A 23,901-nucleotide genomic window follows, 5' to 3' on the forward strand; every position below is an offset into this window, starting at 1 on the left:
AATGGTTGTAAAATGGGAAGGAGTTTTGGGAAAAAGAGACGTTTAAAGAATCGAGAAGCTATGAAGCGCGAAATAGTTCAGGGAAAAAGCGACGAAAGTGATCAAGGAGTGATAAGTGGTCCTGTCCTGGTGACGCCGACGGTTTTGCATATACACTCAAGGCCGGATGCACAAAGGCATATCTTTAATATGTCGGCATTATGGGAGATTACTACTCAGATTGATCTGGATATTATGCGCGAGTGCGTGCGCCTTGTGATGTTGCATCATGATGGATTGCGTTCGCGCTTTGTCGAGACTGAAACTGGTTGTCGATCCTTTATCGTTGAGCCTGACGATAATGTTCCCTTCGAAACGCGTGATCTTTCGCATGTGGATCTTCATCTCCAAACTCAGGTACTTGAGGAGGAGGTGCGGCGCTTTCAGGAGACGTTGGATCTGGTACATGGACCTCTCTTACGAATTGTCCATTTTTCACTGGGATATGATCAGCCCTGTCGCGTGCTCTTCATTTTTCATCATTTTGTCTGCGATGGCTTTTCCTGGGGCATCGTGACTGACGATTTGCTAAGCTTGTATCGACGTTTGGTCCAAGGGAAAAGTGCTAAATTACCTCCAAAGACTACTTCTGTGCAGCGCTATGTTGAGTTTTTGACAGCTTATGCTCAAACAGCTACGATGCAGCAGGAACTGCCTTATTGGACTGATCCACAACGCAGGCTGGCGTCACCACTTCCGGTCGATTATCCTGCTAAGCTCGGTACCTTACCGGCTCCACTGCGTGCCTGGGATATACAATGGAGCAGAGAAGAAACGGCTATCCTGGTCGCCGCTACCAGAAGTGATCTGTCGGTCCTGGATATCTTGCTGGCGGCCTTCTTTCAGGTCTATAAAAAATGGACTGGCAAGAGTGATATGTTGGTTGAATTATCCAATTATGGTCGTCAAATACAATTTGAAGGTATCGATCTGCTGCGTACCGTCGGGTGGTTGACCAATGTGGTACCTTTCTTTTTTCGAGGTGAAGGTCTCTCAAGTCCACATGAGAGTATCGCAGCCGTTAGAGATCAAATTGCACGTATTCCTCAATATGGCCTGGGATTTGGAGTCCTGCGTTATCTGACGAGTCCGGATGTGCAGCAGCAATTTCAAGGCCAACCGGAGCCGCAAATACTCTTTAACTATCTGGGTAAGCAGCCTCCGAGCAGTGATCCCACGATTCAGCCAGCCAAAGAACGCGTCGAAAATCTGATAGGCGATAGTATGATTGATCCGGTACAAATTAGCGTGACTATGTTCATTGATGGCGATCGTCTGGTTGCGGAATGGTCCTATCAAGAAAATCTTTATCATGAAGCGACCATGCAACGTGTCTCCGACGATTTCGTGAAAGCGGTTCAGGCATTTATCGCGATCCTCTAATCTAACTCTTCCAGATGCTCTTGTATTTTCTCTTCCAGAATATCCGCCTCGACGATTGTTGAGAGTATCGAGGCCAGATCGGCGACTGTGGTGGCCGCAAATAGATGTTGTAAGGGCAGGTTGATCGCCAGTGCTGTGTTGATCTGCGCGATCATCAGCGTGGTTTGCAGGGAATCTCCTCCGAGCGCGAAGAAGTTATGGTAGATGCCTACCTGTTCGATGTTCAGGATGTCTTGCCAGAGCTGCGCCAGGAGCGTTTCAAGCGGGGTGCGTGGCGCGACAAATTCTACGAGCGTCGTCGTTTGGCGGCGTTGCTCAAGTATGACACGCTCAGAAATAGTGGCAACCTGATTGAGCTCGGCCGCGATCTCCTGGAGTATCTCTGCATGAATGTTCTGGGACGGCCCAATCTGGGAGGGCATCACGGTCGTTGGTGCTATTATGCCAGATGCCTGTGTCTGCTCGATTGGTTGGTTGACGACTAATGGTGCTCTATACATAGCGGCTGCTGCCGCAGAGATTGAGAAAGATGTGTCTGTCTGTTGGGCCACTCCAGGCATCGTTTCTTTGACGGCGTGTAGAAATGTGCGGGCGGGCAGGTTTCTGGAGGTGGGGATATAGGGGATGTGAATCCTACGTAAGCCTTGCGCCTGCGCGATTTTCCCCAGTTCTGTCAGCATCTGATGTTCGACCCGACGACCAAGAGCTCGGCAGCTGAGGAGAAAGGTATCGATTACGAGATCGGTCTCGGTTGTGGTAAAGATAAGTAAACCAACTAATCCATAGGAACCGAAACGATCACTAACTTTAACTGTCAGGCATTGATTGTGAGTAGCGGTGAGCAATTGTTGAAGTTCAGCTTCTGTGCGGCGTCGAGTTGTCATATTGAACTGGTTGGTACGCCAGGTCAGCTGAGCAATGCGCGCAAGTTGAGAGTGGTCGTAGGGCGTGATCTCGATATGCAGATCAAGTTCCGCCATGAAGCCTTCAAATGAAAGCGTTTTCTGCTCAAAAGCTCGGCGTTGCTGATCCGCACGATAGAATTGGGTGCGCTGGCTGTCTTCGTCAGTGGTATGTAGGTGATCAAATGCCCACAGATGACGGAGAAATGAGGTGGCCTGCTTTTGCTTGGTTGGCAACTGGAGCGTAAGGACCTGGGGACAATGCGCTTGCACTTCGGCACATTCAAGCGCGTCGTCGTCGAGAAAGATAAAACTTTCCAGCCCCAGCGATAATTCCTGAGCCAGTTCTTGTATGTTGCTGGACTTGGAGTGCCAGTTGATGCGCCAGGAGATGAGATGTTCGCGGCGTAGAGGCATGTCGGAATAATGCTCGAAGACGGCGAAGACATCCTGCTCATTGTTTTTGCTGCACAGGCAGATAAGCATCCCTGCTCGGTATTGTTCCATTACAAACTCTTGCAACGCAATGGCTGATTGATCAAGCGTGATCCCCTGGATCCCATCCTCACCACAAAATCCCTGCCATAAAGTATTATCGCAATCAAGCACCAGAACCTTGTACGAAGTTTGATGGTATGCATGAATCGTGCGGGCAAGGCTGGTCCCCAGGGATGTAAAGAATGGACACGTGTAGGGGATTTTTCCTAATTCATCTGTCTGTGCATCATAATATGTTGCTACGGGATAGCTTTGTAGTATCTCGTGCGCCTGTGTGACAAATACTTGTGGGAGGTTGGCAAGCTCTGCGAGTAAGCGACTCTCCTGATCTGCTATAAATGCTGCAATTTCTGTGGTGAGATCGGGTGGTGGCGGACAGAGCGTGAGCAGTAATGGTGTGTGGGTTTGATCTGTGTAGGCGTGAAGCGCACGTGTAAACGCAGCGAGCTGTTGCTCAAGTCTGGAAAGGCTTTCAATATGCTGGCTTGCAACTGCGTCTGGCTTTGGGTCATGTGCGTCAGTCTCTGCGTCATTGGATGCAGGGCTGTACCAGGAGTAGAGCGAGAGGAGCACAAGGTTAAAGCCCCAGGAATTTTGCATAAAAAAGCTTTGTGGGTCGAGTAATTGTTGCATGATCTGGTTATAGGGCGCGATCTGGAGCGTCGAGGGCAACTTGAGTGTGCGCATCCAGAATGTGAGAGTATCCTGGATTGGCTCGGCGGTAAAGTTTGATGCAATGATGATTTGCTGCTTTCGGTCGCGCCGTCTGGCGTCCTCTGCCTGCTCAATCAATGTTGTCGGCAGCACAAACGTGGCGAGTGGCTCTGCTAGCTGTTCGCCAAGTTGTGCGAGGATGTTCTGATAAGCTGTCAAAAGTGTGCTGATGGTTGTGGCGGCGAAAAGATCGGTATTGTATTCGCACTGGATTGTGAGTCTACTCTCTGTTTCTTCAAGCACGAAGCGCAGATCCATTTGCGCATACTCGGCCTCGATGGATTGCGCCTGCACCTGTAGTGCTCCACTAGCTGAGTCGGGGAATTGTACCGGCGCGTAGTTTTGGAGCAGGAAGGCGATGCTGTAGAGTGGATGCTGATTCGCGCTACGGTCGGGCTGTACCGCTTGCACGATTTTTTCGACGTAGCACTCTTGGTGGGTGTAGGCTTCGAGGAGCGTCGCACGTACTCGGGCGAGCAGACTACTGGCGGAGTCCTTCTCTGTGCTACTGATGCGAATGGGTAGGATGTTGATGAAGCAGCCAATCAGATGTTCCACTTCAAGATGGTTGCGGTTGGCAATCACGGTACCGATAACGATGTCTTGCTGCTCGGTCCAGCCTGCCAGCAAGATGTGCAGGGCCGTGAAGAGCGTCATAAATAGGGTGGCGTGCTCTTGTTGACTCAGAGATTTTAGCTGCTGTAAAATTTCCGTTGATACGGTGCTGGCCTGACGCGCTCCGTTAAAAGTGAGCTTTTCTGGGCGAGGATAATCGGTTGGAAGCGATAAGAAGGGCGCACCCGCTAATAGTTCTGTCCAGTAATCGAGATGGTGCTGGAGGGGCTCACCTTGCAACCATTGACGCTGCCAGAGAGCGTAATCCGCGAATTGTAGCGGGAGCGTGGGTAGATTGACTGTCTGCTGGTCGAGTGTCCCCTGGTAGAAGGTGGCAAGTTCTTGCAGCAGGAGGTTGATCGACCAGCCGTCGGCAATGATGTGATGAAGATGGATCAGCAGCACATGGTCGTCTGGGCTGAGACGCCAGAGCGAGACGCGCCAGATTGGTCCATGCATGAGATTAATGGGCTGGCGGAGCGCTTGCTGGATTTGTTGTTGTATGGTGTGTTCTGAATGTTGCTCTGACGCAACTTTATGATATGAGATGGGAACGACATCAGCAGGCAAAATGATTTGTTCTGGACGTCCCATGTGTGTGGGAAAGATGGTACGGAGAATCTCATGACGTTCACTTAATGCGTTCAGGCTCTGCTGTAGGACGTCGAGATGGAAAGGACCACGTAGGCGGAGCGTTACAGGTAATGTCTGTGCTGGATTGCCAGGGGTGAGCTGCTCCAGGAACCAGAGGCGTTCTTGTTCAAAGGAGAGCGGTAGCGTCTGTGGGCGCGAGATAAGCTTGGGCGGTGGCGGAAGTTGCAGGCCAGTGGGAGTCGTGCGCGCTTGATCAATCTGGGTGGATAGTTCGATGATCGTTGGGCTTTCAAAGAGAATGCGTACGGAGAGTTCAATTTGAAAGGCATGACGAATGCGAGCCATGACTTGAGTCGCAAGCAATGAGTGTCCTCCAAGTGCAAAAAAATCTTGCGTTGTTCCAATAACATCGAGCTTGAGAATCTGACGCCAGATGTCTACTAACAGCTCTTCCTGAGGCGTACGCGCCATAATCAAGGCTGTGTTTGCCGCCTCAGATGGAAGTTCCAACTCTAGCAAGCTTTGCCGATCGACTTTTCCACCGGGAAGAAGCGGGAGCTCCAGCAGCCAGATGAACTGCGTTGGTAGCATGTAGTCGGGTAAGTAGTCCTGTAGGAATGCACGTATCTGGGGGCGTGTGAGCGGTGCTTGCTCGTCACTGTCTGGAACAAGGTAAGCGACTAATTGTGTCTCGTCCTCGTGGCGATTGGCGATCTGCTTGAGCTGTACGATGCTTTCCCGGATAGCTGGATGACGACGTAGCTCCATTTCAATCTCTGTGGGATCGATGCGGAAGCCATGCCACTTTAGCTGCTGATCGCTGCGGCCTAGATAGTAGAGTAGACCCGAGGTTGTGCGGAAGCCGAGATCTCCTGTGCGATAAAGACGTGCGCCTCCTATCTGACTCCAGGGATGTGGGAGGAAGCGCTGCGCGGTCGCGTCTGGCCGATGGTGATAACCACGAGCAAGTTGAGCTCCTCCAAGATAGATCTCGCCAACGATGCCGGGCGCAATCAGCTGCCGTTGTCGATCGAGAAGATAGATATCGGTGTTGATAATGGGAACTCCAATAGCGATGGCAGTCTGGTCCGTCTCATGCTCAGTCACTTCATGATAGGTGACATCGGCAGCCACTTCGGATGAGCCGTAGAGGTTGAGCAGGTGTTTTCCTGGTAGCTGTTGCCTGAAGCTGTGTATCAGATCAAGTGTCAGGGTCTCACCGCTGCTGGTCCAGTAGTTAAGATTGGGGAGGACATCTGCTAGCTGCGGAAAGGCCTCCAGGATGGCACGTAGTAGTGCGGGGACGAGGATGATGCGGCTGATCGCGTACGTCTGTAGGGCAGGAACCAGATAATGAAAATCACGCATCTGCTCCTCGGTGAAAAGGAGGACCGAGCATCCTTGTAAGAGAGGACCGAACAGTTCCCAGCAGGAGTCAACAAAGTTGAATGACGTTTTGTGACAACTGCGATCAGCTGGCGTGAAAGGATAGCGTTGCCACATCCAGGTGAAGCGATTTAAAAGCGCTGCATGCGTTGTCTCTACTCCCTGTGGCTGGCCGGTTGAACCAGATGTATAGACGATATAGGCACGCTGCTCGGTCGAGAGCGGGAGCTCAAGGTTGTCTCCGGGCTGTAGTTCTAGCGTCTGAGAGTCGATGAGATAAACTGGCACAGATGTAACTGGTAGCGTTGATTGCAGGGTGTCACGCGTAATAATCAGATCAAGGGCTGCGTCGGCGATCAGGAATGAGAGACGCTTCCCCGGCAGTTCTGGGTCAAGGATTACATAGGTCGCGCCGATTTTAAGTATGGCGAGTAGCGCAACTACGAGATCAAATGAACGTTCTAGATACACTCCCAGGCAGCTTTCCGTATTCCTCTCACGGGCGTAGAGCGCGTGCGCCAGTTGATTGGCCTGTTGATTGAGTTGTGCGTAGGTAAGCATTGTGTTATCTGTTGCAAGCAGAGCCAGCGCTGCCGGCGCTTTCCGGACCTGCTCCTCAAATAGTTGTGAGAGCGTGCGGGATGAGTCGATGGGCATATATGGACCCAGCGAGAGCTTGAGTATGTGTTGCTGCTCCTGACTGGTCATGAGCTGGAGCATGGAGATGTTCTGGTCTGGATGCGCGACGATGCCTTCCAGGAGCAGTTGCCAGCGCTGCATCATCTGTTGGATCGTCTCCGCAGCGAAAAGATCTGTACTATACTCGAACATCGCTGTCAGTCCATCCTCGGTCTCTGTCAGGTAGAGCGAGAGGTCGTAGCGGGCGCTGTGATTTTGTAATATGTAGGATTCTGCGCTGAGATCAGGCAGCGTTGTGGTTGAGCCAGGCTGGTTTTGTAAGACTATCAGTGCCTGAATGAGTGGGGTTTGGCTAAGGGTGCGCGTTGGCTGTAAGGCGTCCACAATTTTTTCGAAGGGCAGATCTTGATGGGTATAGGCCATCAAGCATGTCTCTCGCACTGCATGTAGCAAGGTGCGCACGTCTGGATCGGCCGACAGATCGGTGCGTAGCGCCAGCGTGTTGACGAAAAAGCCGGGGATCTGTTCCATCTCGGCAAATGGACGGTTGGCTATCGAGGTTCCTACAACAATCTCTTCCTGTCCACTGCTGCGGGCAAGCAGGATCTGGAACGCTGCCAGCAGCGTCATGAAGAGCGTGACATTTTCCTCTTTGCTCAGGCGTTGCAGCTGTTTTAAGAGGGCAAGCGAGAGTGTACAATGCAGTTGTGCACCTCGGAATGATCTCTGGGCCGGTCGTGGATAATCGGTTGGTAAGGTCAGGATGGGGGCGTGCGCTAGCTGTTTTTTCCAGTAGGCGAGCTGCTGCTCAAGCACACTATCCCGCATCCAGTGGCGCTGCCAGATGGCGTAATCGGCAAAGTGTAAGCGCTGTTCCGGCAGTTGGAGCGGCTCTCCAGCGTGAATGTGCTGGTAGAGGGCGATGAGTTCCTGGATGAGTAGCTGCATCGACCAGCCATCGGTGATGATGTGGTGGATGGTGAGCATTAAGATGTTCTCTGTCTCGGTGAGACGCACAAGTTGAACGCGCATCAGTGGTCCCTGAGTCAAATCAAATGCGTATTGGGCCTCCTGATTGAGGATCTGGGGCAAAAGCTCTTCACGTTCTCTATGCTCGAATGAGGTGAGATCTCTTTGTAAGAGCGCGAATGGCCTGGGGGTGTGGATGATCTGCTGTGGGATGCCATCCTGGTCGGTGAACGTTGTGCGTAAGACTTCGTGTCGGGCGACGAGATAGGTGAGACTATTTTCTAGCGCAGATACGTCTATGATGCCTGCCAGGCGAATCGCTGTCGCCAGATTGTATGCGCCGTGGCTATGATTGAATTGATCGAGGAACCAGAGGCGCTCCTGCGTAAAAGAGAGTGGGATGTTGCTCTGTTGCGTGCGTGGTTGCAGGCTGGGATGGGAGAAGTGCTGCTGCTCTCGTTGGAGTTGAATCAGTTGCAGTGCAATTTTCTCAATCGTGAGCTGCTCAAAGATCGCTCGTAACGGGAAATTGATCTGGAAAAGCTGGCGGATCTGCGCCACAACCTGAGTGGCCAGCAAAGAATGACCACCTATCTCAAAGAAATCTTGCGTAATGCCAACCTGCTCACGTCCGAGCACTTTACTCCAGATGTGAGCTAAAAGTATCTCTTGTGGCGTCTGTGGCAGGATTAGCCCGGCATCATCTTCAGTTGATGGGTCCTGAGCCAGTGTGATCAGCGTCTGACGATCGACTTTTCCAGTGGGAGATAGAGGCAGTTGGGGGAGCCAGATAAAGCTGCTTGGTATCATATAGTCTGGAATGTGCTCGCTTAGATAGGCGCGTAGGGTACGGTAAGAAAGCGTTGGATGTCCCGATTTGGGGACAAGGTAGGCGATAATTTTTTTGTCTGTCCGGTTTTTTGCTTGGGTCAGCACGATCGCTCCCTGTACTTGTGGATGATGCAGTAATGCGGCTTCAACTTCGCCTGTTTCAATGCGGAAACCGCGAATTTTTATCTGTGTATCTCGTCTTCCCAGGAACTCGATGATACCGTCGTGCCAGAAGCGTGCCATATCACCTGTGCGATAGAGGCGCTCTCCAGACGTCTGCGCGAAGGGTGAGGGCAAGAATTTCGTCGCCGTGAGTACGGGGTCATTCGTATAGCCAATGGCCAGACACTGGCCTCCAATATAGATCTCACCGGCCACTCCCGGTGGACAGGGTTGCTGATAGTCATCAAGAATGTAGTAGCGGGCGTTCTGAATTGGGCGACCGTAGGGGATACTGGTCCATTCTTCTGCTACGGAGGTAATCCGGAAGAAATTGGACCAGATAGCTGCTTCAGTAGCTCCTCCCAGCGAAACGACCTCGGCGTTTGGGAAGACTTGCCGAAGCTGATCAGGCATACTAATGGGAATCCAATCACCACTGAGAAAAATCAGGCGTAACTGGCTAGCGCTCTGTGGGGCGCTGGCGAGAAAAGGTAAAAGTTGCCCAAAGGCCGCAGGTGCAGAGTCCCAGAATGTGATGGGCTCCTGATAGAGGAGATCGAGCAGGCTCTCGGGATTCTGGAGCGTTTCGGTAGGCCCGATCTGGATGGAACCTCCGGCAGCAAGCATCCCGAAAATATCGTAGACTGAGAGATCAAAGCAGAGCGAGGTAATAAAAAGTAGACGATCTTGCTGCGTGATTAGAAAGGTTTGATTGACCCATTCGATGAGGTTGATGACCGCTCGATGCTGAATCATCACTCCCTTTGGGGTCCCAGTTGAGCCTGATGTGAAAATAATATAAGCCAGCGCGTCCGCTGTAATCCGTTGAGGCGGATTGTGCGTCGGTTGTGTTATCAGATCCGCTGCCTGCATCAACTGGATCTCTCTTGATGCATATGCTTGTGCTTGTGTCTCATCCAGCGAAAGCTTATCCAGACAGATGATGGTGGTGAGGGCGGGAAGTGGATCAAGCTGAGCGAGCAATTCTAGATGTTTGCTCTGGGTGAGTAGGGCCGTTGGCGTACAGGAGGTTAAGATGGCGTATAAGCGCCTGGGTGGCATGTCTGGCTCGAGCGGGATGTAGGCGTTGCCCGCTTTTAAGATGCCCAGCAGGGCGGGCAATATCTCCAGTGAGCGATCCAGAAGGAGCGCTGTCTGTTGCTGTGGAGCATTTCCCTGCTCAAGGAGCAGATGGGCGATCTGGTTGGCTTGCTGGTTGAGTTGCTGATAGGTGAGTGTCGTGTCGTTGTAGAGAGCGGCAAGCGCATCAGGAGTGCGTTCCGCCTGTTCTTCGAAAAGCTGATGAATACATGTATGCTGCGCGTAAGGTGTGTCGGTATTGTTCCAGATCTGTAGTAGCTTCGATGCATCTTGAGATGAGATGAGTTGGACGGAGGCGATATGCTGCTCCGGGTCGGTAACAACCAGTGCTAGAAATGCCTGAAAATCGTTGTTGAAACGCTCTATCAGCTTTGAATCGAAGATTTCCGCATTGTATTTGAGACTCCCCATCAATTGTTCTTGTGCTTGCCAGAGCGTGAGGTCGAGCTCAAAAGGTGTCGTCAGGCTTTCTAGCGGGATAAAGGTTGCAGTGATGTCTGGCAATGTCTTGTCCTCTTCAGGTGTGTTTTGTAGCGCAAAGAGTACCTGGAAGAGTGATGGATGCTCCGTCTGTTCTTTGAGAGGCAATAGCGTGCGGAGCTGCTCAAATGGTAGTTCTTGATGGGCGTAGGCTCCCAGTGCACTCTGACGCACACGCGTTAAAAGTGTCCGAAAAGATGGATTGCCGGATAGATCGATACGTAAAAGAAGCGTATTCATAAAGCTGCCAATGACATTTTCCATGTCAGCCGCATTTCTGCCCGCAATCGGTGAGCCGATGACGATATCGTCCTGACCACTGTAGCGGGCAAGGAGCGCTTGTAAGGCTGCCAGAAATAACATGTAGAGCGTTATTCCTTCATGCTGGCAGAATTGTATGAATACCTGCGTCTGCTGCGGGGAGAATTGAAGCGAGAAGGTCTCGGCACGGAAGATTGATTTTTGGGGAGGCGTGTGCAGGTGCGGCAATTGGAGTACGGGCAGGTTGATGAGCTGTTGTTGCCAATACTGGCGTAGTATCTCCTGTCTCTCTGCTGGCAGCGCTTGCTGCTGCCAGGTGGCATAGTCGGCGTATTGTAAAGGGAGCGCAGGAAGCTCTGTTGGTACGTTTGTGAGCCTGGTGGCATAAAACTGTGCGAGATCGCGCAGGAAAATTTCTGTTGACCAGCCGTCAAAAATGATGTGATGACCTGCGATGAGAAGCAGATGGGTGTCTGTCCGCAGGCGGAGTAGGCTGGCCGTGAGGAGTGGACCATGTGCCAGATCAAAATCGTAACGACGCATTTCATTTATAAATGTAGTTGTTGCGGTTGTACTTGCTGGCTCATTTAGCTCCTGAAGATCGATGATGGTAAGGGGGATCTGTCCGCTGGCATGAATCTGTTGGGTCAGGTCATTCGCGCTTATCTGAAAGGTGGTCCGTAGCGCCTCGTGACGCTGTGTCATCAGGTCGAAGCTGCTTTGAAGCACCTCAATGTCGAGGTTTCCCTGGAGTTGGACCGCGCCAAAGATGTGGCGCAACTGATCCTTTGTTGCCAGTTGGTCCTGAAGCCATTGCTGTTGCTGGCTGAAGGAGGTCGGTAGGGGTTGCGTGCGTGCAACTGCTCGTAGAGGCGGCGTTGTTGTCGTGCTTTGTCCTTGTATCTCCGCTGCTAAGGCGGCGATCGTTGGGGTCGCGAAGAAGTGTGATAGCGAAAGTTCAATCCCAAAGATTTTACGTACTTGCGCACTCATCTGTGTCGCAAGGAGCGAATGACCACCTAACGCAAAAAAGTTGTCCTCAATGCCAATTTCTGATACTTTGAGCAGTTGTGACCAGATCGTGGTTAGTATTTCCGAAATCGGTTCGCGTGGCTTAATGATGTTGTGTGGAAGGAGGGCACGGCGAGATGCAAGATCAGGTGGCGGAAGGCGTTTGCGATCAACTTTGCCGCTTGTGAGCAATGGAAATTCAGGGAGATAGATATACACGGCTGGAATCATGTGCGCTGGGAGGCGCTCTTGTAGAAAGCTCTGTAGATCTGCTGGTGCGACGTAGCGATTGGGTTTGAGGCTCAGATAGGCGCGGAGTTGTGGTTCCTCCGGTTGCTCCAGAACAATGACGTTTTGCAGGTAGTCGTGGAGGAGTAATACACGCTCGATCTCTGCAAGTTCGATGCGGAAGCCACGAATTTTTACCTGATGATCGGTTCGCCCCACAAATTCGAATGTCCCGTCCGCTGTATAGCGGGCCAGGTCACCTGTACGATAAATGCGCTCACCAGGTTGAGTTGCGAAGGGGTGTGGCAAAAAATTTGCTGCGGTTACGCCTGGTTGTTGCCAGTAGCCTCGCGCCAGTCCTATGCCACCGATATATAGATCGCCTGTCATTCCAACGGGAACGGGTTGGAGCATCGCATCGAGCACATAGAGTTGTGTGTCGGAGACAGGATATCCTATCGGGATGGTTGGATGTGGGGTTGCTGTGCATGGCCAACTGGATGCCTGGATCGTCGCTTCGGTTGGTCCATACAGGTTTATCAGTTGCGCCTGAGGATGGCTGGATGTGAAGCGGGCGCAAATCTCTGGCGAAAGCGGTTCACCTCCACACATGACCATTCGAATACTCGTGCAGATGTCCCAGGCAGGCTCCTGTTGCATCACGCGCAATGATGAGGGTATGGTACTAAAAAAGTTTATGTTGTGCATCTGTATGAGATGAAGTAGATATCCATGATCCTTCTGTCCGCCAGCGCGGGCGATAACTATACGAGCGCCAACACTGAGTGGACAGAAGATGTCACTGATAGAGGGGTCAAAACAGACGGCCATTTTGTAGAGGGTCGTGTCGGTCGCTGTGAGCGGATAGGCTTCCTGTTGCCAGAGGACACGCCGGGTGATGTTCTGATGGGTGATCATGACTCCCTTGGGCGCTCCTGTGGAGCCGGAGGTGTAGATCTGGTAGGCCAGATTTTGTGGCTGGACCTGGCTCTGCGGTGCTGTCGTTGCATTGCTGCGCCAGGAGTAAGTGGGATCATCCAGGCACAGGATCGGTGTTGGCTGGGCGGAGAGCCGTGTGATGTATTGTTTCTGTGTGAGTAGCAGAATAGGGTGCAGGTCGGTGAGCATGCTCGCCAGGCGTTCAGCAGGCTCTTCTGGGTCAAAAGGAACGTAGACACCTCCCGCTTTGAGAATCGCCAGCGCCGCTATGACGAGATCGTGAGAACGATCCAGTAGCACGCCGATAAAGCTCTCAAGATGGACTCCTTGCTGGAGCAGCCAGTGTGTGAGTTGATTGGCACGCTCATCAAGCTGTCGATAGGTGATGAATTGCTCCTCAAAGCATAGGGCGATGGCATCAGGTGTGCGGGCAACCTGCGCCTCTATGAACTGATGTAAGCAGGAATCTTGAGTAGGCTCTGCCTGTATGCTTGCATTCCAGCGTGCGAGCAGCCGCTGGGTCTCCGACTGTGTCAAGAGCGAGATGTTCATCAACGCTTGCTCGGGCTGACGTGCCAGGGAGGTGAGTAGCTGCTCGTAGCTATATAAGATCTGCTTGATGGTTGCCGGTTGAAAGAGATCAGTATTGAATTCAGCATAGCCACTGATCTCCTGAGGCGTTTCCTGCAAGACCAGCGTGAAATCGAAGCGTGTTGTTTGTTGTTCGATTTCGTAAGGTTCGATCTGAAGGTCGCTAAGCGTCTGTGTGTTGAGCGGGACGTTCTGCCAGACAAATGCTATCTGGAAGATTGGATGATGGGCCATGCTGCGTTCCGGTTGTAGCACTTCGACGAGCTTTTCAAATGGCAGATCTTGATGTTCGTAAGCCTCCAATGCGGTCGTACGTAGCTCCTCAAGTATCTGGCTGAATGAGCTCGTTGCTGTAAGATGGGTATGGAAAGCCAGCGTATTGACAAAGCATCCAAGTAGTCCTTCTAGTTCAGGGCGGATGCGTCCCGCTACCGGCGAGCCGACGATAATTTCCTCTTGTGAACTGTAACGATAGAGCAGGACCTGGAAGGCTGCTAATAGAAACATGAATGGCGTCACGTTCTGTTGGCGGCAGCGCTGATAAATCAGCTCTTTGAGCTCAGGCGCTACTGACCAGCGTTGGCGTTGTCCTTTGTTTCTCATGATGGGCGGACGAGGATAATCCAGGGGAAATTCGAGCAAGGGAAATGGTGGGATGAGTTGCTTTTGCCAGTAGGCTAATTGCTCCTCTTGATGCTGGTCGTTGAGCCATTGGCGCTGCCAGCAGGCATAATCAGCATATTGGATAGGGAGTGGTTGGAGCGGCGAAGGCAATCCCTGGCTATAGGCGTGGTAGAGTTGGGTGATTTCGCGCACAAATATTTCTAATGACCAGGCATCGGTGATGATATGATGCATACAGACGAAGAATATGTGTTCCTGCTCGGCGAGACGGAGCAGGCAGATGCGCCATGCATCTTCTCGGGCCAGATCAAAGGGGCGTTGAGACGTTTCCAGGTGCAGATCTATGGCACGCGTTTTTTCCTCAGCTGTCAAATCGCTTATATCGATAAGCGGGATCGTGGCATCCATGGCGGGTGCAATGATCTGCTGGACGTTCTCATCCAGAAGTGGAAAGGTGGTGCGAAGGATCTCGTGACGCGCGATCAGGGTCGTGAGAGCATGATCTAAGAAGGCATATTGTAGGTTTCCTTCGAGGCGGAGCGCGATAATCTCGTGATAGGCCGTGCTGCTGGGCGTGAACTGCTGTAAGAACCAGAGTCGTTGTTGCGCGAATGATAGTGGGATGGGACGGTTTCTTTCACGCTGCGGGATAGGTTCTGTGGCGTGGGCATGTGGTTGCTCGGATGCACTTCGCTGGATGCGCTGTTGCAGTTTGGCTCGATGTTGAGGGGAGAGACGCGCACGTCGTTGCGCAAGTTCATCTTTCGTATACATGTTCAGTTTCCTCAAATGACAGCTCAATTTCATCAATCAGCAACATCTCGACCGCCAGTGCCAACTCGGCGATTGTAGGAGCATCAAAAAGAGTCGTGAGGCGGATCTCTACTCCAAAGGTCTGGCGCAGGCGCGTCATGAGCTGCATCCCAATCAGAGAGTGTCCGCCGAGATCAAAAAAGTTGTCCGCAACGCCGATGTGCTCAATACCCAAAAGCGTGCTCCAGATAGATGCGATCTCCCGCTCCAATTCGCTGTCCGGGGCAACATATGCGGTACCCAGGAGTGGGCGCGTATAATGGCTGGTTCCTGGATCGTGTTGCAGACGGAAGTTCTCTACATCGTGCGTAATACTCTCCACCGAGTAAGAGGTACTTCCCGCGACCATTTGTAAGAAATCTTCAGGAGAGACGATCACCTGCGAAAGATTACTGCCGATCAGTGCGCATAGCACATCCATTCCTTCGGCGAAAGTGATGCCAAAGCGTTGACGGCGCAATGTGAAATAACGCTGCATCTCAGGTGGATAGCCAATCAGTCCTTTCTCCCAGGCATTCCATTGCCATTCGTCCCAGTCGAGCGCGATGATCTGACGATGCGCTGATTTCGCTTGCTGAGCATAGACGTCAAGATAGGCGTTGGCTGCACTGTAATCGATCTGCCCAGGTCCTCCACCTGTCGTCGAGCAGAGCGACGAGAAGAGGACGAGAAAATCGAGTGAAATGCCTTGCAGTGCATGCGATAGGTTCTGCGTCCCTTGAATCTTTGCGGCGAAGACCTGCTTGACCATCTGGCGGGTCTTGCGCTGGATCAGTCCTTCGGCTGGCGAACCCGCAAGATGAAAAACTCCGTGAAGCGTCCCAAATACCTTTAGCGTCCGGGCAATCGCGCTCTGCACTTGATCCTTAACGCTCACGTCAGCCTGAAGAATAAGAACCTCCGATCCAGCCGCCTCCAGCTCTAGCAATTGACCAAGCTGATAACCAAGCCCTTTGTGGGGATCGCTGCTGGCAATAATGTCAGCCCATCGCGCTCGTGGAGGTAGCTCGGTACGTATCAGAAGCGCGAGCCGGGCTTGAACGGTGCGCGCCAGAAAATTCGCTAGCGCCAGTGCAATCCCGCCCAGCGCACCCGTGATGAGATAGACTCCCCGCGGGCGGAATGTTTGTTGGGCCGGCGGTGGCGGTGGAAGGCGCAACGGCTCGAATGTTTGTATCCAGCGGTGTGTTCCTCGGAGCGCTACTACAGTGTCAGATGTTGCGGCCAGGCATTCTGTCAACAGGGCGGAGGCAACAAATGCGTGCGCTCGAGTAGTGTATGTTCCATGTGTGAGATCAACCAGACGACAGCGCAGGGTGGGGTGTTCCTGGGGTATGACTTTACATGGGCCAATTACCGTTGCCTGTTCTAAGCGTAGATGCTCTGTCCCGACGACCTCAAAAAGATCTCTGGTCACGACGGTTAATTGCGTTTCCGTCGTTTCAAAAGTGCCAAAGGCTTGCGCCAGGGCCAGGAGGCTGTAGAAGCCACGTTCGTGTGGTGCATCGGTGGAGTGGGGCGAGGATGTATCGAGCGACCAAAAATGTATGATCTGTGGGAGTGGCCGCGAGGAGAGCTCTAACGCATGGAAGAGTGCTGCGTAGTCACTTGCTTCATTGGGGCGAAGCGTATATGTATCTGGTCGTAGACACTTAAATGCTCTGTCTGCTGTCACTGTAATTACTTCCTGCTCCAGCTGACGTAAATTTTTGGCGAGCTTTAGACCGAGTCCGTGGCTATCCACGAAGAGGAGCCAGCGGACCGCCTCGCGTTGCATTCTGGTACGTAGTTGATCAGATGAGGGTAAGGTTGAGCGGGTCCAAGATGGCAGATAAAACCAATCTGCAAATGGTCGCTTAGCTCCTTCTTGCTGCACGAGTGCTTCAATGGGATCTGCGGAGAGGGCTTCAGTCATTGGTGCCTGTACTGTGTCACCAGATGAAGAAGAGGCCGAGACTTCAATCCAATAGCGTTGATGCTCAAAGGGATAGGTGGGCAGTTGGATACGTTTGCGCTTTTCTGAGCTGTAGAAGGTGGTCCAACGAAGCGCTACCCCCGCCTGCCAGAGCTTGCCCAGGATGATGAAGGGCACGTGTGCTTGCGGCGTGCGCTCGTGGGGTGAAGGGAGGCTGGCAAAGATGTAGGCTCTCTGCTCCATGCTACAGGCAGGATGCTGTTTCACAAATATGGTCAGACTTTGAGCATTGCCTATCTCCAAAAGGACCTGATCTTTTATCTGTAAAATGGTTTCGATGCCAGCAGAACATTGGACCGTCTGGCAGAGGTGCTGCGACCAGTAGGTAGGGCTCGTGGCCTGTTCGGGTGTGATCCAGGTACCAGTCACATTCGAGATGTAAGGAATGCGAGGCGCTTTAAGGGAGATGGTCTGGCACAGTCGAGTGAGTTCACTCTGCGCTGGAGCAAGTAAGCTGGAATGAAAGGCGTGCTCAGTCTTCAGGAAGCTGGCGGCAATACTTTGCCTCTTGAACTGGTTTGCAAGCGATGTTAAGGCGGCCGTTTCTCCGGCTAAAACGCAGGTATGGGGGGTGGCGATGCTGGCTAATGAGATCTCGGCACTCAAATAAGGGGCCACTTCGGCCTCCGAGAGCGCAACTGAGAGCATCGAACCGGGAATCTGCTCCTGGATCAGTTGGGCTCGTCGCGCCACAAGGTGTAATGCATCTTCCAGGGAGAAGACATCTGCAAGGCAGGCTGCGACGTATTCGCCCAGGCTGTAACCAAACATGGCCTGGGGCTGAATTCCCCAGTGAAGATATTGTTGGGCCAAGGCGTACTGGATGATAAAGGTGAGTGGCTGTGCGTACAGGGTCTTTTGCCAGAGCGAACTGGTGGGCGTGCTAAAGAATTTTTGTAGATCCAGATTCATGAGCGGTTTGAGCAGGGTGCAGCAGCGATCGATCTGTGTGCGAAAAACCTTCTCTTGTTGATAGAGGTGAGCAGTGATCTCCTCTGTCAGTTCTCCAATACCAGGGAAAAGGAAGTTGACGGGCCTGTTCTGATGCGTTTCTGGCGTAGGTGCTGGCTGGGTCGTAAGCTGTGCGGTGATTTGCTGGCAGGCGTCCTGGTGATTCTCACAGACGAGTGTGCGACGGTATGCAAAGCGTTCCCGCCCGACCTGGAGCGTGTAGGCTATATCTGCAAGGTTGTCGGTCGGCTCGCTTTGCAGATAATGGATCAGGTTTTCAGAGATGCGATCCAGAGCTGTGAGCGTTTTTGCTGAAAACACCAGGAGATGTCTGTGCTGGCTGGATGGTGCGTCAGGTAGGATGGGAGCTTCTTCAATGATCACATGCGCGTTAGTTCCTCCCATGCCAAGCGCATTGATGCCAGCTCGACGTGGTGCTGTAGTGCTACGTGGCCAGGAACGGAGCGTGTCATTGACGAAAAATGGACTGTCTGAGAATGGAATCTGCGGGTTGGGCTGCTGATAGTGGAGCGTGGCGGGTATCTTTTCATGATGCAGGGCCAGCGCTGCTTTGATTAATCCTATAACGCCGGCTGCACGGTCCAGATGACCGATGTTGGTTTTGACGGAGCCAAGCGCACAGTATTGTTTTTCCTGTGTGCTGGATGTGAAGGCTTTTGTCAGTGACGCGATTTCAATGGGATCTCCCAGTACGGTGCCCGTTCCGTGCGCTTCGATATAACTGATGCTCTCGGCTGTGACGCCAGCACGAGCTAGCGCCGCCTGGACTACTTGCGTTTGACCGTTAATGCCAGGAGCACTGTAGCTTACCTTTTCTGCTCCATCGTTGTTGATCGCCGAACCTTTGATCACGGCGTAGATTTGATCTCCATCCTCGATGGCTTCCACAACACGTTTCAAGACGACGATCCCTACGCCGTCTCCAAAGACACTGCCTTGCGCTTGAGCATCAAAGGCACGACAATGACCGTCGGGCGATTCCTGTCCGCCGGGTTGATAAAGATGTCCGGTGTGGTCGGGCACGCGGATCGAGACACCCCCCGCCAGCGCTATGTCGCTCTCTCCATTGTGCAGGCTTTGACAGGCTAGATGAACGGCGACCAGCGAGGTTGAGCAGAAGGTCTGGACCGCCAGACTTGGTCCATGCAAATTCAATTTATAGGAGACGCTGGTGGTCAAAGAGTCTTTATCCATGCCAACGGAGATCTGATAGCCATCGACCAGATCTTTGAAGGCTTCAACTACTGCCTCTTGCGTTAATAGATGATGCAGATAACTACTGATATTTGCTCCACCAAAAACACCAATCAATCCCTCATAGCTGGAAGGCGCATAGCCTGCACGTTCAAGGGCTTCCCAGGCACATTCCAGAAAAAGTCTATGCTGGGGATCAAGGAGTTCGGCTTCGCGGGGACTATAGCCAAAGAAAGATGCATCAAAGCCTGAGATATCGTCCAGGATTGGTCGTGTCTTTACATAGTTGGGATGGTCGATGATCTGTGGATCAATGCCCGCCGCTCGCAACTCTGCATCTGAAAAGAGCGTCGTCGACTCGATCCCATCACAAAGGTTCTGCCAGAACTGCTCGATCGTAGCTGCCCCAGGGAAGCGTCCAGCCATGCCAATGATTGCTATCTCGGATTGATCAGTGTAACGGGTCCCTGTCCGGCGTTGCTCTAGCTGATTAGTTGGTGCAGGCTCCGGTGTTTGACTCGTCTCTGCGGATGGCGGCGGGAGAAGATACTCGACGAGCTTGCTGATGGTTGGGGCTTCAAAGAGCGCCACGATGGGAATGGAACGCTCCAGTGTTTTGCGCAGAAGGCTGAGAACTTGTAAGCCGCTGAGCGAATTTCCTCCGAGATCGAAAAAGTTCTCGTAAGGGTTGACTTGCTCCAGACCGAGCACCTCTTGCCAGATACGGCTCATGTGCTGCGCATAGGTGGCACGTAATTCGGCAATGGGTAAAAGTGTTGTCTGGGCTATTGATGATATGGCAGCCGGCAGCGCTGTCTCTGTCGAGCTATGGATGGTGTTGAGCTGAATCCATTGCCGCAGGCGTTGCGATAGATCACCCGTCGAGATGATGAGGTGGGTTTGCTGCGAGGCGAGCACTGCTTGAAGGATCTCTAGAGCCTCGGTTGTCTGCATGGTGTAGGCTGCGACCGTTTTGCCAAGTACTCCATGAGTATCACCCTCGCTGTGCCAGGTATCCCAATTGACACTGATCCAGCGCTGGTTGGCGGCTTGCAGGTTTTTTTGAGACGCAAAGGCATCCATAAATAGATTGGCGGCGCTATAGCTGGCAAAACTCAATCCACCAAGTATCGCTGAGAGCGATGAAAAGAGGAGACAGAAATCCAGTTGACACCCACGTAGCGCTTGCTCTAGCGTGTACAGGCCCGCGATTTTGGGACGAAAATGCAGCTCGCATGTTGCCAGATCGAGCTCGTCAAGCGTTTTGAAGGCGGCCGCATCAGAGCAGCCTGCCGTGTGAAAGACTCCATGGAGCGTGCCAAAGCGTCGATAGGTTGCTTGAATAGCTTGCTCTACCTGCTGTTTCTGCGTTACGTCGGCCTGAAGTAGTAGTACTTCTGCCCCGGCTAACTCCAGTTCCAGGATATGCTGTATGAGCTTGCTGGTGCGATTATCCTGCTCATGCCGGGCCAGCCACTGTGTCCATTCTGTGCGAGCAGGCAAAGGGGTGCGGATGAGCAATGCGAGTCGTGCCTGAAAGGTGTGTGCAAGATAGCTGTTAATCTGTCGAGCAACCTGTCCTAATCCTCCTGTCAGGAGGTAAACCCCATGCGTACGTAGCGCTTGCTCTGGCGCGGGCTTGTCGTCGATCCGAATGTGCTCATATTGTTGTGTCCAACGTTGATGCGCTCGATAGGCGATCGTCATATCTTCGATGTCGTGGGTGAACTCGTCTGTCAAGGACTGGAGAAGCCTTTCCGTTTCATGCGTATCGTCGGCGAGCCGTATATCAATGCTCTGGATGAGTAGATGCGTGTGTTCCTGCGGAATAACTTTACAGGCACCTGCTAGTGTCTGTTTTCCCAGGTGTAGCCATTCTCCCGGCTCGACCGCTTGCAGCATCGTGGAGAGCACGCGTAGCGATAGGGTTTGAGCATGGAATTGTGTACCTAGCGCCTGGGCCAGATACAGGAGACTGTAGAAACTTGCTTGCTGTTGCCTTTGGTGTTGTCGCTGTTGTTCCTCTAGCGTGGATTGTTCCTGCTCAGAGGTAATACTCCAGCCATGGATGATCTGACGTGGCTGGCTGGTGTGGGCAAGCCAGTGTTGGCAGAGCAGGTGATAGTCCTCAGCTTCCTCCGGCCGGATCGTGGCTGAACCGTTGTGCGGATCTGTGCGCTGTGTGCCTGCATAGACTTTGAGAACGGTGTGTCCCGCCTGGGTGAGTTGCTGCGCTAGCCTTTCTCCGATGTTACACGCATCAATAAAGAGTAGCCAGGCGGTACGTGGCATTGTCTGGAGTGTCTGCTGTGAGTGGTGTGTGGGTAACGGATTTTTTTTCCAGAGCGGCTTATACAGCCATTGTTTGGGATCAGCCGTCTTTTCAGGCGCTTTTTGTTGCTGTTTGGCTTGATAGTCTGCCTGACGTTTGCGTACAAGTGGTGGATCGATCCAGTACCGTTTCCGTTCAAAGGGATAGGTCGGCAACGGTACACGTTGGCGCTGTTCGTTGCGATAGAGTTGTTTCCAGTCAATGGATATACCTGCTTGCCAGAGTTTTCCTGAGAGAGATAATAGGAATTTCGTAAGCGGATAATCATCTGTCTCTAGCGCAATGATGGATCGGCTAGCGCTGGTCGGTGGCAGGCAATGTTTGGATGTAAGGAAGAGAAAAACTGGTGGCTGTATGTCTGGCTGCGTTGGTAATTGGGCGAGTACCGTCGAGAGGGCCAGAGTAGGGTGTTCGATCGCACGCCAGAAGCCTGGATTATGCCACTCACTGGCTGTGATGCGAGTTCCTGTCAGGTGAGAATGATAGGTTATGGCGATAGGCGCGTATGGTCGTGCCGGCTGCCCTGACTTTTGATGAGTAATCAAGAGTAGGGCTTCTTCAAATGAGAGCAGGCCTGCTACGCAGAGTGCTGTGTACTCACCGGTACCATAGCCATAGAATGATTGAGGAGTTGGTACTATCGTGCTTCTTTGGAGCAATTGGGCCAGTGCATATTCTGTCAGGAAGCTGAGACTGCGTCGTTGCTCATGGCTGAGTGGGGCTATTGCCAGGGCTGACCATGTAGAGCGTAGTGTGTGGTGTGTAGAGGCATCGAGCCAGGGACGTGCGCGCTCGATGAGCTGTTCAACTTCGGTACGGAATTCTGGTATGTGCTGTGAGAGGGCGTGTAGCCACTGTTGATTGAAGGTACTCTCGCCTGGGAAGAAGAGCGCTAAATCTCTCTGCCGCAGTGTCTGTTCTGGGATTACGGTGCTCGTCGGTGCAAATTGTGCTAGTTGTGTGCTGACTTCCTGATGCGTTGAGCCGATGACTGTGGTGCGGTAGTTCCACCCGGCGCGTCCGACCTGTAGTGTATAGGCAATATCGGTGAGCGTCTGTTCGGGATGTTGGGTTAGATGACTGGCCAGGCTGCTGGCTTGCTTTTGTAGTGCCTCGGGCGTTTTTGCCGAGAGGATCAGTAGCGCGTGCGTATGAGGAGGGCTGGCCGTTTGATTGGTGGGGGCGGCTTCTAAAATTACGTGTGCATTTGTACCACCAAGCCCAAATGAACTGACTCCCGCTCGTCGCGGTTGATTGGTTGTCAGCCAGGATTGCAGCGCAGTGGGGACATAGAAAGGACTTTCCTCTAATGAGAGGTGGGGCTGAGGCGCTGTAAAGTTTAGCTGAGGCGGTATTTGTTGATGGTAGAGTGCTAGCGCTGTTTTGATGAGGCCAGTCACGCCCGAGGCTCGATCGAGATGACCAATATTTGGTTTTACTGAACCGATGGCACAGAAGTTTCTTTTTTGCGTCTCCTGGCTAAAGGCTTTGAGCATGGCCGCCAACTCAATCTCATCTCCAAGTGAGGTCCCAGTACCGTGTGCCTCGATGTAACTGATGGTCTCAGCGGCTACATTGGCGTTACTCAGCGCCTCTGTGATCACTTTCGCCTGTCCAGTGAGTCCTGGAGCGGTATAGCTGACCCGTTGAGCTCCGTCATTATTGACTGCGGAACCACGGATCAGGGCGTAAATATGATCTCCGTCGGCGAGGGCGGACTCCAGGCGTTTCAGCACCACAACTCCGATACCACTTCCCATCACACTGCCCTGCGCTTGCGCATCGAATGTGCGGCATTCACCGTCGGGAGAAAGTATCCCTCCCTCTTCATACTGGTATCCACTGACCTGGGGCACATTGATGGCTACTCCTCCCGCCAGTGCCATGTCGCATTCGTAGATGAGGAGGCTTTGACAGGCCAGATGAATGGAGACTAATGATGAGGAGCAGAAGGTTTGTACAGAGAGTGCAGGTCCATGCAGGTTGAGTTTATAGGCTACCATAGATGCCAATGAGTCATGTTCGTTGCTGACATTGACATGAAATTCACCGAGCGCTTCAATGATGCCTGGGTTGGTGTAGAGATTGTTGACGCCGTAAGTGCTGAAGCCGGAACCAGCAAAGATACCGATCTGACCAGCATAGCTGTCGGAATGATATCCTGCCTGTTCTAACGCCTCCCAGCTGCATTCCAGAAAGAGGCGATGCTGAGGATCAAGAACCTCGGCTTCGCGAGGCGTATAGCCGAAAAAGGCAGCATCGAAGAGATCGATGTCGTCAAGGAGTGCTCCCGCTTTGACATAACCAGGCCGCAATAGCAGGGCAGGATCTAGTCCGGCCGCCAGTAATTCATCATCGGTCAGTGTGCGGATCGACTTTTTTCCTTGCGTAAGATTATGCCAGAAAGTATCAACTGAGCTCGCACCTGGAAAACGGCCAGTCAGGCCAACCAGAGCCAGCGTCGTTTCATAAGCATCATCATACGATTGTGTCTGCATAGTCGATCTTATCCTGGTAGATTTCTGTGCCTGCGACCGGAAGATTGTGTCTCAGGGATACACGCAAGTATGAAAGTAAAAGGAAGATTTATTGAATAAATAGATATGTAATAGTCTTTGTAAGCATACTGGATGTGTGGAGTTTTGTCA

3 protein-coding genes are annotated in these 23,901 nt (G+C 52.5%); 1 reads left to right on the plus strand and 2 read right to left on the minus strand.

Going from position 1 to position 23,901, the window contains the following annotated elements; translation table 11 throughout:
• The first annotated feature begins 60 nt into the window (after positions 1–60).
• Entirely contained in the window at positions 61–1,422 is a 1,362-nt protein-coding gene (locus AC27N8_RS13355; RefSeq protein WP_487067776.1) for a condensation domain-containing protein, read from the plus strand.
• Here the strand turns inward: AC27N8_RS13355 and AC27N8_RS13360 are convergent.
• Complete coding sequence (locus AC27N8_RS13360; RefSeq protein ID WP_487067778.1) at positions 1,419–14,741, minus strand: amino acid adenylation domain-containing protein; 13,323 nt, start codon at positions 14,739–14,741, stop codon at positions 1,419–1,421. The genes AC27N8_RS13355 and AC27N8_RS13360 overlap by 4 nt on opposite strands.
• The gene (locus AC27N8_RS13365) at positions 14,725–23,751 is read right to left on the minus strand and encodes a type I polyketide synthase (RefSeq protein ID WP_487067780.1); all 9,027 of its coding nucleotides are present in this window, start codon (positions 23,749–23,751) and stop codon (positions 14,725–14,727) included. Before AC27N8_RS13365 ends, AC27N8_RS13360 begins: the two co-directional genes overlap by 17 nt.
• Between the last annotated feature and the right edge of the window lie 150 nt (positions 23,752–23,901).

Source organism: Dictyobacter sp. Z7_2 (assembly GCF_057551105.1).

Excerpts from the sequence above, each read along its gene's own strand:
- AC27N8_RS13360 (WP_487067778.1), bottom strand. The coding sequence starts at position 14,741 with ATGTATACGAAAGATGAACTTGCGCAACGACGTGCGCGTCTCTCCCCT.
- AC27N8_RS13365 (WP_487067780.1), bottom strand. The coding sequence starts at position 23,751 with ATGCAGACACAATCGTATGATGATGCTTATGAAACGACGCTGGCTCTG.
- AC27N8_RS13355 (WP_487067776.1), top strand. The coding sequence starts at position 61 with ATGAAGCGCGAAATAGTTCAGGGAAAAAGCGACGAAAGTGATCAAGGA.